12 protein-coding genes are annotated in these 12,392 nt (G+C 68.7%); 10 read left to right on the forward strand and 2 right to left on the reverse strand.

Annotated features, from left to right (window positions below; translation table 11 throughout):
- Nucleotides 1–4 precede the first annotated feature (4 nt).
- The 9 genes from H6935_06690 to H6935_06730 all read left to right on the forward strand — a co-directional run bounded on the left by H6935_06690 (nucleotide 5) and on the right by H6935_06730 (nucleotide 8,603).
- A complete protein-coding gene (locus tag H6935_06690) occupies nucleotides 5–2,203 on the forward strand; it encodes an EAL domain-containing protein (GenBank protein ID MCP5278032.1) in 2,199 nt (732 codons plus the stop codon).
- A gap of 94 nt (nucleotides 2,204–2,297) precedes the next feature.
- Complete coding sequence (locus H6935_06695; protein ID MCP5278033.1) at nucleotides 2,298–4,067, forward strand: ABC transporter ATP-binding protein/permease; 1,770 nt, start codon at nucleotides 2,298–2,300, stop codon at nucleotides 4,065–4,067.
- A gap of 131 nt (nucleotides 4,068–4,198) precedes the next feature.
- The gene (locus tag H6935_06700) at nucleotides 4,199–4,612 is read left to right on the forward strand and encodes an AF1514 family protein (GenBank protein MCP5278034.1); all 414 of its coding nucleotides are present in this window, start codon (nucleotides 4,199–4,201) and stop codon (nucleotides 4,610–4,612) included.
- 100 nt (nucleotides 4,613–4,712) lie between these two features.
- Nucleotides 4,713–4,985, forward strand: coding sequence for a hypothetical protein (locus H6935_06705; protein ID MCP5278035.1), 273 nt, complete (start codon nucleotides 4,713–4,715; stop codon nucleotides 4,983–4,985).
- Between the two features lie 35 nt (nucleotides 4,986–5,020).
- Nucleotides 5,021–6,106, forward strand: a complete 1,086-nt coding sequence (locus H6935_06710; protein MCP5278036.1) for an alkene reductase — start codon at nucleotides 5,021–5,023, stop codon at nucleotides 6,104–6,106.
- 3 nt (nucleotides 6,107–6,109) lie between these two features.
- Nucleotides 6,110–7,453 (forward strand): AarF/ABC1/UbiB kinase family protein, encoded by a 1,344-nt coding sequence (locus H6935_06715; protein MCP5278037.1) that lies wholly within the window; start codon nucleotides 6,110–6,112, stop codon nucleotides 7,451–7,453.
- Complete coding sequence (locus H6935_06720; GenBank protein MCP5278038.1) at nucleotides 7,450–7,887, forward strand: VOC family protein; 438 nt, start codon at nucleotides 7,450–7,452, stop codon at nucleotides 7,885–7,887. Before H6935_06715 ends, H6935_06720 begins: the two co-directional genes overlap by 4 nt.
- The gene (locus H6935_06725) at nucleotides 7,884–8,369 is read left to right on the forward strand and encodes a glutathione peroxidase (protein MCP5278039.1); all 486 of its coding nucleotides are present in this window, start codon (nucleotides 7,884–7,886) and stop codon (nucleotides 8,367–8,369) included. The genes H6935_06720 and H6935_06725 overlap by 4 nt, the downstream gene beginning before the upstream one ends.
- A gap of 42 nt (nucleotides 8,370–8,411) precedes the next feature.
- Nucleotides 8,412–8,603 (forward strand): hypothetical protein, encoded by a 192-nt coding sequence (locus tag H6935_06730; GenBank protein ID MCP5278040.1) that lies wholly within the window; start codon nucleotides 8,412–8,414, stop codon nucleotides 8,601–8,603.
- A gap of 6 nt (nucleotides 8,604–8,609) precedes the next feature.
- Here H6935_06730 and H6935_06735 read toward each other — a convergent pair whose 3' ends face one another.
- Together H6935_06735 and H6935_06740 are read right to left on the reverse strand one after the other, a co-directional pair.
- Nucleotides 8,610–11,087, reverse strand: a complete 2,478-nt coding sequence (locus H6935_06735) for an ABC transporter permease (protein MCP5278041.1) — start codon at nucleotides 11,085–11,087, stop codon at nucleotides 8,610–8,612.
- Nucleotides 11,088–11,091: 4 nt separating this feature from the next.
- Nucleotides 11,092–11,787: an ABC transporter ATP-binding protein gene (locus H6935_06740; protein ID MCP5278042.1), complete on the reverse strand. Its 696-nt coding sequence runs from the start codon at nucleotides 11,785–11,787 to the stop codon at nucleotides 11,092–11,094.
- Here H6935_06740 and H6935_06745 point away from each other — a divergent pair.
- The gene (locus tag H6935_06745; protein MCP5278043.1) at nucleotides 11,774–12,391 is read left to right on the forward strand and encodes an arylesterase; all 618 of its coding nucleotides are present in this window, start codon (nucleotides 11,774–11,776) and stop codon (nucleotides 12,389–12,391) included. The genes H6935_06740 and H6935_06745 overlap by 14 nt on opposite strands.
- Nucleotide 12,392 lies beyond the last annotated feature (1 nt).

The following is a 12,392-nucleotide window of genomic DNA, read 5'->3' on the forward strand; positions in this document are numbered from 1 at the left end:
CTAGTTGAACAACCTGGAACCTTTCAAGCCCCATATCGAGCCGGAGATGCAATCCCTGCCAGAAGCGCACCCCCATCATCCCCAGGTGAGCCTGCTCATCGTGGAGGACGAACCGCGCTACCTGGACAGCACGCGCATGCTGCTGTCCCACGTGGTGGACAGCATCGACACCGCACTCAACGGGGCCCAGGCCTTCAGCAAGCTGGACAAGCGGGAATACGACGTGGCCCTGCTGGACCTGCACCTGCCCGACGCCAATGGCCACGAGATCATGGCCTGGCTACGCGCACACCAGCCCCATTGCCGCATCATCATCGCCAGTGCCGACGACCAGATCGAGTCCGCCATCAAGTCCCTGCGCATGGGGGCCTATGACTACCTGCGCAAGCCCTACGAACCGGAAGAGCTCATCCAGACCATGCGCAACGCGGTTGGACGGGTGCGACTGGAGCGGGACAACTTTCGCCTGCAGGAGCAGATCGAGCATTCCGAGGAGTGGTATCGGCTGCTGGTTAACATCTCCCCCGACATCATCTACACCCTGGACGCCACGGGCACCTTCACCTTCCTCAGCGAAAGTGTGCAACGCACCCTGGGCTACGGACCCGAGGAACTCATCGGCCAGGACTACCTGGTCCTGGTGCCCCCCGGGGAAACGGACAACGCCCGTAACCGACTCAACGAGCGCCGCACCGGCGAGCGGGCCACCCGCAACCACGAGCTACGCCTGCGCCGGAAGGACGATCTGCTCACTGAACTAACCCCCTCCGGCGAGAACCAGATCATCGTCGAACTCTCCGCCATGGGCATGTACCGCTCACTGCCGGACGGCAAGCAGCAGTTCCTGGGCACCTACGGCGTGGCCCGGGATGTGAGCGAGCGCAAGCAGGCGGAAGCCACCATCACCTTTCAGGCCTACCACGACCAGCTCACCAGCCTGCCCAACCGCACCCTTTTCCACGACCGTCTTGGCCAGGCCATGGTCCAGGCCAAGCGCCACGGCCAGAGCATGGCTGTCATGTTCCTGGACCTGGACCGCTTCAAGGTGGTGAACGACACCCTGGGCCACCAGGTCGGCGATGCCCTGCTCCAGGCCGTGGCCCAGCGCCTGAAGGCCTGCCTGCGGGAAGGCGACACCCTGTCCCGCATCGGCGGCGACGAGTTCATGCTCCTGCTGCCCCAGATACGCAACCGGGATAACGTCATCTTCATCGCCGAGAAGATTCTTTCCGCGCTGAAAACGCCCTTCAACATCGACACCCATGAAATCTTCATCGGCGTCAGCATCGGCATCGCCCTCTACCCGGAGGACGGCGACAACCGGGAAGCCCTCATCAAGCACGCCGACATCGCCATGTACCACGCCAAGGACCATGGCCGGAACAACTTCAAATTCTTCACGAGCGAATTGAACAAGGCCCTGTCCGGCCGCCTGTCCGTGGAAAACGACATGCGCCACGGCCTCCAGGAGGGCCAGTTCCAGGTGTACTACCAGCCCCAGGTGGATATCGAGACCCAGCGCATACGGGGCATGGAGGCCCTGATCCGCTGGAACCACCCCCGCAAGGGTCTGGTGCAGCCCGACGACTTCATCTCCATCGCCGAGGACTGCGGCCTGATCAACCCCATCAGCGACTTCGTGTTGAACTCCGTGTGCCGCCAGGCCAACCTGTGGACGGCGGCGGGCCTGCCCACCCCCACCCTGGCGGTGAACATCTCGGCGCGGCAGATAGAACACCCCCGCTTCGTGGAGCGCTTCATGGAAACCATGCTCGGTGGATGCGCCCGGGGCGCTGGCATCGAGGTGGAGATCACGGAAAGCGCCCTCATGCGGGACGTGGAAGGCGCCATCAGCAAGCTGCGCAAACTGGCGGACCATGGCGTGGACATATCCATCGACGACTTCGGTACTGGCTACTCGTCCCTCTCCTACCTGAAGCGGTTGCCAGTCCACACCCTGAAGATCGACCGCAGCTTCATCCATGACCTCTCCAGCCACCACAGTGGTGCCACCATCGTGGCTGGCATCACCGCCATGGCCAAGGGTCTCAAGCTCAACGTGGTGGCAGAGGGCGTTGAAACCGTGGAGCAGCTCAACTACCTGCGGGAACTGGGCTGCGACGCCTATCAGGGCTTCTACTACAGCAGGCCGGTTGCCGCGGAAAAGGCCACCGAACTGCTGGCCGGCCAGAAAATCACCTGACTTCCGCGCAGGACCCGGCTGTGGGTTAATCTCCAGCCATTGTTTTACCGATCCCTGCCCGACCATGGCCCACGACCGCATCCGTTCCGACACCATGGGCCCCCGCATCACCCTGAGCCAGTGGCGCGCGGCCCTGGCCCTTTTCCCCTACGTATGGCAATACAAGGGCCGGGTGCTGGCCGCCTTCGCCCTGCTCCTGGGCGCCAAGCTGGCCAACGTGGCCGTGCCCCTGGTGCTGAAGGACATCGTCGACGGCCTGCAGCATCCGGACACGGCGCTGCTGCTGCCGATCTTCCTCATCCTCCTCTACGGCCTGCTGCGCTTCGGCAACACCGCCTTCACCGAGATCCGCGACGGCCTCTTCGCCCGGGTGCTGCAGCGGGCCATGCGGGGCGTGATCCACGACGTGTTCCAGAAACTCCACGCCCAGTCCCTGCGCTTCCACCTGGAGCGCCGCACCGGCGGCGTGGCGGCGGAGATCGACCGGGGCGGCCGCTCCATCCGCTTCCTCATCAACTTCTCCCTTTTCAACATCGCCCCCACCCTGCTGGAGATCCTCATGGTGGCCGGGGTGCTGTTCGTCAAGTACGACCCCTGGTTCGGCGGCATCACCCTCATGACCCTGGTGGTGTACATCGCCTTCACCGTCACCGTGACCAACTGGCGCCTCAAGCACCGCCGCGCCATGAACGAGACCGACGCCCTGGCCCAGGCCCGGGCCGTGGACAGCCTGCTCAACTACGAGACGGTGAAGTATTTCAACAACGAGACCTATGAGGCGAAGCGGCTGAAGGCCGACCTGCATGCGGCGGAGGACGCGGCGGTGCGCTCGGAAATCTCCCTGGCCTGGCTCAACGGCGGCCAGGCCCTCATCATCGCCTGCGGTGTTACCGCCATGATGGGCCTGGCGGCCCAGGGCGTGGCCCACAAGACCATGACCATCGGCGACCTGGTGCTGGTGAATGCCTACCTGCTGCAGCTCTTCATCCCCCTGAACTTCCTGGGCACGGTGTACCGGGAAATACGCAACGCCCTCACGGACATGGAAAAACTGTTCGGCATCCTGCACCGCACGCCGGAGATCGTGGATGCCCCCGACGCCAAGCCGTTGGGAGTCACCCAGGGCGAGGTCCGCTTCGAGGCCGTGCACTTCGCCTACGACGAGCGCCGCCCCATCCTGCACGGCATCGACTTCACCATTCCCGCCGGCCACAAGGTGGCGGTGGTGGGCAGCAGCGGTGCGGGCAAGTCCACCCTGTCCCGCCTGCTGTTCCGCTTCTACGATGTGACGGGCGGCCGCATCCTCATCGACGGCCAGGACATCCGCGCCGTGACCCAGGCTTCACTGCGGGCCGCCATCGGCATGGTTCCCCAGGACACGGTGCTGTTCAACGACTCCCTTTACCACAACCTGGCCTACGGCCGGCCCGACGCCAGCCGGGAGGAAGTGCTGGAGGCGGCCAGGGCCGCCCATCTGGACGCCTTCATCGCCACCCTGCCCGACGGCTACGACACCGTGGTGGGGGAGCGGGGCCTCAAGCTCTCCGGCGGCGAGAAGCAGCGGGTAGCCATCGCCCGGGCCATCCTCAAGAACCCGCCCATCCTGGTGTTCGACGAAGCCACTTCGTCCCTGGACACCGCCACGGAAAAGGCGATCCAGCACGAACTGGCCCGTGTCTCGGAGAACCGCACCACCCTGGTCATCGCCCACCGCCTTTCCACGGTGGTGGACGCGGACGAGATCCTGGTGCTGGAAGCCGGCCGCATCCTGGAGCGGGGCAGCCACGACACCCTGCTGGCCCGGGATGGACGCTACGCGGAGATGTGGCGCTTGCAGCTACGGGAAGCCCACGAAGTCTCCTGACGACCTGGGTGGCACCTTGACTGGTCGATGACGAAATCCTTGAACTTTTTTTATTTTGTCCTAGACAAAATATGGACGGAATTCCGTCGACCCGCAGGCCAAACCGGCACAACCCCGAGAGGAGATACACCATGGAAACCATTCGCATCGATTACCAGGGCAACGATCTGAACTTCGCCAAGGCGCTCCAGCTGGCCAGGGGCGCGGCCATGGAGCAGCGCATGCAGGAGCCCGCCGTCCTTGCCTGGCACCAACGCAGCAGCCATGCCATGTCCCCCAGCTACAATGGAGCCGACCCCGGCAGCTGGTGGGAAAAATACGGCGCGGGCAACGGCGGCCGGCTGGAGATCAACGTGGGCGACGAATTCGATTTCGTCGTCACGGAAACCCGGGGCTTCGAGACCGTGGATCAATTGCCCATACGCAACCTGGTGGCCCAGGACGGACAGGAATACATCTGCCTGACCCCCATGCTGGGCGACTCCAACTCCCCTACCGCACGTGCCTGCATCCCCATCGACGAGTGGGCCGCGGACCAGTACTGAGTGCTCCGACACGGGCCCCCGAGGGGGCTGCCTCCATCACACCGGTGCGTCCCCAGGGCGCATCGGCCCTTGGCAATAATTGGAACCAGAATCCCCGCCCATGGAAATGATGACTCTGAAGATGCATGGACAAGGCCCTGACGACCGCGAGGTCTATCGCAGCTACTACCTGGTAACCGACGGCGGCCGCATGACCGGCCTGGGCAGAGCCTCGGCGATTCCCCTTTCAAAGTGTGCCCCCATGCCCCCGGACGACCATGTGGAGGTTCGTCAAGGAGGAGAGGAAATGGCCTTGAAGCGCATGGTGGAAGTCCTGCTCGCCCTGCCTGGCAATCAGGGACTGGTGGCCGTATTGAGCGACAATCCCAGCTGACACCCTAGCCCCCCATCGTTTACCGCGAGCCGCCCATGCCCACACTTTTCAGCCCCCTCCAACTGGGTGCCATCGAATTGCCCAACCGCATCCTCATGGCCCCCCTGACCCGTTGCCGGGCCGAACCCGGCCATGTGCCCGGCCCCCTCATGGCCCAGCACTACGCCCAGCGCGCCGGCGCCGGCCTGATCATCGCCGAGGCCACCATGGTCATGGAGGGCAACTCGGCGTTCTGGTCCGAACCGGGCATCCACTCGCCCGCCCAGGTGGCAGGCTGGAAGCTCGTCACAGATGCCGTGCACGCTGCCGGGGGGCGCATCTTCCTGCAGATATGGCACGGCGGCCGGGCCTGCCACCCCCTCATGAACGAGGGCGCCCAGCCGGTGGCCCCCAGCGCCCTGGCAATACAGGGCGACGGCATATACACGCCGGACGGCAACCAGGTGCCCCACGTGGAACCCCGGGCCCTGGGGGACGAGGAACTGCCAGGCATGGTTGCGGGCTTCCGCGCCGCCGCCGTCAACGCGAAAGCCGCGGGCTTCGACGGCGTCGAGGTCCATGGCGCCAACGGCTACCTGCTGGACGAATTCCTGAGGGACGGGGCCAACCATCGCCAGGGCCCCTACGGCGGCCCCCTATCCCACCGCGCCCGCCTGCTGCTCGAGGTACTTGAGGCCGTGAGCGGCGTATGGGGCGGCGAGCGGGTGGGCCTGCGCATCTCCCCCCTCAACAGCTACAACGACATGCGGGACAGCGACCCCGTGGGCCTCACCGCCTGGCTGGCGACGGAGATCAACGCCTTCAATCTCGCCTACCTGCACGTCATGCGGGCAGATTTCTTCGGCCTGCAGCAAGCCGATGTGGTGACGCCCGCCCGTGCGCATTTCCAGGGCTCCCTGATCGGCAACATGGGCTATACCCCGGAAGAGGCTGAAGCCGCCGTTGCCGCCGGCAGCCTGGACGCCGTGGCCTTCGGCACCGCCTTCCTGGCCAACCCGGACCTGCCGGAGCGCATCCGCCGAGGCGCCCCCCTCAATGTGCCGGACCCAGCCACCTTCTACACCCCCGGTCCCGCGGGCTATACCGACTACCCCACACTGGCGCAGACGCAAGAGGCCTAGTCCATGCCGGCCGCCCCCGCTCCCCCCAGCGCTCCGGTACCCGCCCACCGCGCCAGCCGCCTCATGCACCTGGGCGGCCTGGCGGCGGGGCTGGCCGGCGGCATGCTGGCGGAGGGCGCCCGCCGCGTGGTCCAGGGGGAACTGCCCCGGGGGCGGGACCTGCTGCTGACCCCGGCCAATGCCGCCCGTCTGGCGAACAAGCTATCCCGCCTGCGGGGCGCGGCCATGAAGGTGGGGCAGCTGTTGTCCATGGAGGCGGGCGACCTGCTGCCGCCGGAATTCACCGCCATCCTGGCTCGCCTGCGGGAAAACGCCCACTACATGCCCCTCGGACAGGTGGCCGGGGTGCTGGAAGCGTCCTGGGGGGAAGGCTGGGAGACCCGTTTCGAGCGCTTCGCCTTCACCCCCCTGGCGGCGGCCTCCATCGGCCAGGTGCACGAGGCCCGCCTGAAGGACGGGCGCCATCTGGCCATCAAGGTGCAATACCCGGGTGTGGCCCGGGGCATCGACAGCGACGTGGACAACGTGGCCGCCCTGTTGCGGGTGCTGCCCCTGCTGCCCGGAGAGGCCCGGCTCGACGAGCTGCTGGCGGAGGCCAAGCGCCAGCTCCACGCGGAAGCGGACTACCGGCGCGAGGCCGGGCACATCCGCGAGTTCAACGCCCTGCTGGGCCGGGATCCCGATTTCCTGCTGCCCGGGGTGGTGGACGAGCTCACCACGGAACACGTGCTGGCCATGAGCTTCGTGCCCGGGGTCCCGGTGGAGACCCTGGCGCAGGCCGAGCCGGCCTTGCGCGACCGGGTGGCGGGGCTGCTCATCGGCCTGCTGTTCCGGGAGTTCTTCGAGTTCGGTCTGGTGCAGACCGATCCCAACTTCGCCAACTACCGCTACGATGCCGAATCCGGGCGCATCGCCCTGCTGGACTTCGGTGCCACCCGCGCCTACCCGGCGGATCGCATGGCCCAACTGCGCGGCCTCATGGCCGCCGCCTACCGCAGGGACGAAGCGGGTGTGGAGATGGCCGCCCAGGCCCTGGGCTACCTGGCCGAATCGGACCCGCCCGCCCGCCGCCATGCGATCACAGAACTGTTCCTCCTGGTGTGCGAGCCGGCGCGCCAGGTTGGCGCCTACGACTTCGGCGCCTCCGACCTGACCGTACGGCTGCGCGACTCCAGCTATGTCCTGGGCTTCGACCAGGGCCACTGGCGCCCGCCCCCGGCGGACCTGATCTTCCTGCACCGCAAGCTCGCCGGTCTGTTCCTGCTCTGCGCCCGCCTGGGCGCCCGGGTGGACGTGGCCACCCTGTTGCGGGCCAGGATCCCCGTCGCGCCCGGGGAGAGCCCATGACCCCGCCCAGCCTGGGCCATGCCGTGCTCAAGGTGGGCGACCTGGGCCGGGCCCTGGACTTCTACCGCGACGCCCTGGAACTGCGGGAGGTGGCGCGCCTGGGGGACATGGTCTTCCTGAGCGGCGGCCAACGCCACCACGACCTGGCCCTCGTGGAGGCAGGCGGCCAGGCCGGCACCCCGCCACGCCACACACCGGGACTGCACCACCTGGCCTTCAAGGTGGGCGACAGCCTGGATGTGCTGCGGGCCTGGCGAGACAGGCTGCGGGGACTGGGCATACCCCTCCTGGGCCAGTCCGACCATCGCGTCAGCCAGTCCCTCTACCTGCGGGATCCGGACGGCCTGGTGGTGGAGCTCTACGTGGACGCCGACCCCGCTCTCTGGCGCGAAGATCCCACCGCCGTGGCCCACGTGGGGCCCCTGGTGCTGTGAGCGCGCCCCTCCACGACTTCACGGTGCCCGGCCTGGAGGGGGGAACCCTGCGCCTGGCTGATTACTTGGGCCGGGTCATGCTGCTGGTCAACACCGCCAGCCGGTGCGGCTTCACGCCCCAGTACGCGGGGCTGGAAGCCCTGTGGCAGACCTACCGGGACCGGGGCCTCGTGGTCATCGGCTTTCCCTGCAACCAGTTCGGCCACCAGGAACCGGGCGACGCGGCGGAGATTGCACACTTCTGCGCCATGCGCTATGGCGTGAGCTTCCCGCTGTCGGCCAGGATCGAGGTCAACGGCGAACACGCCCACCCCCTCTTCCGCCATCTCACCCGCGCCGCTCCCGGCCTGCTGGGCACCCAGGCCATCAAGTGGAACTTCACCAAGTTCCTGGTGGACCGGGACGGACGGGTGGCGCGCCGCTACGCGCCCGCCACCCCGCCCGCCGAGCTGGCGGCGGACATCGAGCGGCTGCTGGGCTGAACCCATGAAGGCACACCGCCCACCGGCATAGGGAGCCGTCCCATGGACCATGACAAGTGGCTGATGAATCTGATGGAGGCCCTGCGCAAGGCCTGCGGCCGGCAGCAGGTCCAGGACGTCATCGACCGGCTGGAAGACCACTACGACGTCTTTTCCGGCCCCGGCGAGGAGATGGTGGACAACCTGCTGGCCCAGGCCCGCCGGCGCCTGGCGGAATTCCCCGCAGCGGAATAGGAGCGCCTAGATCTCCCGCAGCACCCCCATGGGGGGCGCCTCCAGGGCAGCGCGGGCGCCCAGCCAGGTGTTGAGGCCCACGCACGCCAGGCCCAGGGCCGGCCCCGCCGCCCAAAGCCAGGGGTCGGGGACGTAGGCGGCGAACTCGAACACCCCAATGGCCAGGGCCGCACCGATGGCCGCCGCCGCCGCCGAGGCCAGCAACCCCGCCAGCAAGCCGATGGCCAGGAACTCGCTGCGCTGGGACGCCGCCACCAGCCGCCGGCTGGCCCCCAGGGCGCGCAGCAGGGCCGCCTCCCGCACGCGTTCCCCCTGGGTGTTGAGCAAGGCCGTGTAGAGCACCACGACGCCCGCTCCCAGGGCGAACAGGAAGACGAACTGCACCGCGCCGATCATGCGCTCGGTCAGGGACAGGGCCTGGTTCAGGGCTGCCGTCACGTCCACCACGGTCAGGTTGGGGAAGGCCTGCACCAGCCCGGTCATGGCGCCGGACTGGGTCGGCGAGACGCGAAAGCTGGTGATGTAGCTGGCGGGGTACTCCGCCAGGAGCGACGGCAGGGCGATGACGAAGAAATTCACCCGCATGGAGTCCCAGTCCACGCGGCGCACGCTGGTGACGGGGGCGCTGAAGGTCTCCCCGCCCACGGACCAGCTCAGGCGGTCCCCCAGGCGGATGTCCAGGGTCTGGGCGATGCCCTCCTCGATGGACAGACCATCGGCGCCGGGGAGGCCAGACCAGCGGCCCGCCACGACTGCGTTGGCCTGGGGCAGTTCGGTCATGTAGGAGAGGTTGAACTCCCGTTCCACCAGGCGGGCTGCGCGGTCTTCCCGGTAGTCCCCGGCCCGCACCGGACGCGCGTTGATGGCCATGAGGCGGCCGCGCACCATGGGGTGGAGTTCCGGCTCCGGCAGGCCGTGCTCCCGGAAGAAGGCCAGGACCGCGTCGCGCTGCTCGGGCTGGATGTTCAGCACGAAGCGGTTGGGGGCGTCCGCCGGGGTCTTGGCCCGCCAGGCGTCCAGCAGGTCGCCCCGGGTGAAGGCCAGCAGCAGGATGGCGGTGATGCCCACGGCCAGGGACACGACCTGAACGGTATTGGACCGGCTGCGGCGGCGCAGGCTGGCGAGGCCGTAGTGCCAGGCAAATCCGCTCCGGCGCCCGCCACGGACCGCCAGGCCCAGGACCGCCAGGGTGGCCAGCGCGAAGACGGCAAAAGCGGCCAGGAAGCCGCCCAGCACATAGGCGGAAAGCTTCGGGTCGCCGGTCTGCCAGACCAGCAGGCCGGCCAGGGCTGCAAGGCCCAGGACATAGGCCAGGAGCGGGCGCGGGCCGGGAGTGCCGGCCTCCCGGCGCAGCACGCGCAGGGCCGGGACGGACTTCAGCTGCAGCAGGGGCGGCGAGGCAAACCCCAGCAGCAGCACATAGCCGGTGGCGAAGCCCTGCAGGGCCGGCAGGGCGGAGGGCAGCGGCAGGTCGACGGCCAGCAGGTCCCCCAGCAGCAGCCCGATCACCGCCTGGGCACCGTAGCCCAGGAGGCTGCCCAGGGCGCCCGCGATACTGCCCAGCAGCAGGAACTGGCCCACGAACAGGCGCACCAGCCGGCCCTGCCCGGCGCCCAGGCAGCGCATCACGGCATAGCCGTCGTAGTGGCGCTCCACGTAGCGCCGGGCCGCCAGATGCACGGCCACGGCGGCCAGGATCACGGCCAGCAGGGCGGTGAGGCCGAGGAAGGTCTGGGCCCGCTCCAGCCCGCCCTTCACCTCGGGCCCCGCATCGTCCAGGGTCTGCAGCTTCTGTCCCCTGTCCAGGCGCGGCTCGACCCAGGCCCGGTAGGCCTTCACGGCGCGGGCGTCGCCGGCCAGATAGAGCTGGTGCCTGACGCGGCTGCCCGGCTGGACCAGGCCGGTGCCGGGCACATCGTCCAGGTGCAGCATGACCCGGGGGGCCAGGTTGAAAAAGGCCATGCCCCGGTCGGGCTCATGGGTGAGGATGGCCGCGACCCGCAGGCGCGCCTCCCCCAGTTCCAGCAGGTCGCCCGGTTTCGTCCCGGTCAGGGCGACGAAGCGGGGGTCCACCCAGACCTCGCCCGGGGCCGGTCCTCGCCCGGTCTCGTCGCCGGCAAGCGCCGGCGAGTCCGCGATGCGCAGCCTGCCCCGCAGCGGGTAGCCCGGGCCGACCGCCTTCAGCGCGGCGAGCTGGGCGCCGCCCGGGCCCCGGGCCATGCTGATGAAGGACAGGCCCTCGGCCGCCAGCAATCCCCGGCCGCTGGCCTCGTCCCGGAACCGGGCCGGCAGGGGACGGTCGGCCGTGATCTGCAGGTCGCCCCCCAGCAGCTGGTGGGCATTCATGACCAGGGACTGGCGCACCCGGTCCGCGAAGAAGCCCACGCTGGTGACGCTGGTCACCGCCACGACGAGGGCCAGCGCCAGGGCGGTGAGTTCCCCGGTACGCCAGTCGCGCAGGAAGAAGCGCAGGAGCAGGCTCACGGCATCACCCCGCCACGATCCGGCCGGCGGCCAGACGCACCAGGCGGTGGCAGCGGGCGGCCAGATGCTCGTCGTGGGTGACCAGCACCAGGGTGGTGCCGGCCTCCGCGTTCAATTCGAACATGAGGTCGATGATGCCGGCGCCGGTGCCGGCATCCAGGTTGCCGGTAGGCTCGTCGGCCAGCAGCAGGCGGGGCCGCACCACGAAGGCCCGGGCCAGGGCCACGCGCTGCTGTTCGCCCCCGGAGAGGTGCTTGGGATAGTGGCGCAGGCGGTCGCCCAGGCCGACCCGCCGCAGCATCTGCCGCGCCTGGGCCTCGGCATCGGCGCCGCCGGCCAGCTCCAGGGGCAGCATCACGTTCTCCAGGGCCGTGAAGGCGGGCAGCAGCTGGAAGGACTGGAAGACAAAGCCGAGCAGCCGCGCCCTCAGGGCCGCGCGGCCGTCCTCGTCCAGGCCCACCAGGTCTGTGCCGTCCAGCAGGACCTGCCCGGCGCTGGGAATGTCCAGCCCGGCCATGAGGCCCAGCAGGGTGGATTTCCCGGACCCGGAGGCGCCGACGATGGCGACCGCTTCTCCCGCACGGGCGCTGAAGTTGATATCGTCCAGGATGGTGAGGGGGGCCGCGCCGCCGGGCACCACCTTGGCGAGACCCCGCGTCTGAACGATTGCCCGATCCTGTTCTCCAATGTCCATGCGCATCTTCCTGTTCTGGCTCTATTGCCTGGTTGCCATCCCGGCGGCCCATGCCGCGGGAGGCACCATCCTGGTGTTCGGCGACAGCCTCTCGGCGGCCTACGGCCTGCCCCGCCAGCAGGGCTGGGTCACGCTACTGGAGGAACGCCTGCGGCAGGATAAGTTCACGCACCGCGTCGTCAATGCCAGTATCAGCGGCGAGACCAGCGCCGGCGGCCTGTCCCGCATCGGACGGGCGCTGGAGCAGCATCGACCGGCGCTCCTGATCCTCGCCCTGGGGGGCAACGACGGCCTGCGCGGACTGCCCGTCTCCCAGATGCAGACCAACCTGGACGGCATCATCCGGGCCGCGCAGCGGCGCCGGGTCAAGGTCTTGCTGCTGGGCGTGCGCATGCCGCCCAACTACGGCCCGGCCTATACCCGCGAATTCACCGCGTCCTTCGCCGCCCTCGCCGGGAAGCACCGCACCGCCTTCGCGCCCTTCCTGCTGGAAGGCTTCGCCGACCGGCCCGAGTACTTCCTGGATGACGGTGTTCACCCCAACGCCGCGGCCCAGCCCCTGATCCTGGAAACCGTCTGGAGGCAGCTCAGGCCCCTGCTCGGGCGCTGAG

It is taken from the genome of Thiobacillus sp., assembly GCA_024235835.1.
Lineage (GTDB): Bacteria > Pseudomonadota > Gammaproteobacteria > Burkholderiales > Thiobacillaceae > PFJX01.

Coding starts and splice junctions, on each gene's coding strand:
- H6935_06705 (MCP5278035.1), top strand. CDS start 4,713: ATGGAAATGATGACTCTGAAGATGCATGGACAAGGCCCTGACGACCGC.
- H6935_06700 (MCP5278034.1), top strand. CDS start 4,199: ATGGAAACCATTCGCATCGATTACCAGGGCAACGATCTGAACTTCGCC.
- H6935_06715 (MCP5278037.1), top strand. CDS start 6,110: ATGCCGGCCGCCCCCGCTCCCCCCAGCGCTCCGGTACCCGCCCACCGC.
- H6935_06710 (MCP5278036.1), top strand. CDS start 5,021: ATGCCCACACTTTTCAGCCCCCTCCAACTGGGTGCCATCGAATTGCCC.
- H6935_06695 (MCP5278033.1), top strand. CDS start 2,298: ATGGGCCCCCGCATCACCCTGAGCCAGTGGCGCGCGGCCCTGGCCCTT.
- H6935_06745 (MCP5278043.1), top strand. CDS start 11,774: ATGTCCATGCGCATCTTCCTGTTCTGGCTCTATTGCCTGGTTGCCATC.
- H6935_06730 (MCP5278040.1), top strand. CDS start 8,412: ATGGACCATGACAAGTGGCTGATGAATCTGATGGAGGCCCTGCGCAAG.
- H6935_06740 (MCP5278042.1), bottom strand. CDS start 11,787: ATGCGCATGGACATTGGAGAACAGGATCGGGCAATCGTTCAGACGCGG.
- H6935_06720 (MCP5278038.1), top strand. CDS start 7,450: ATGACCCCGCCCAGCCTGGGCCATGCCGTGCTCAAGGTGGGCGACCTG.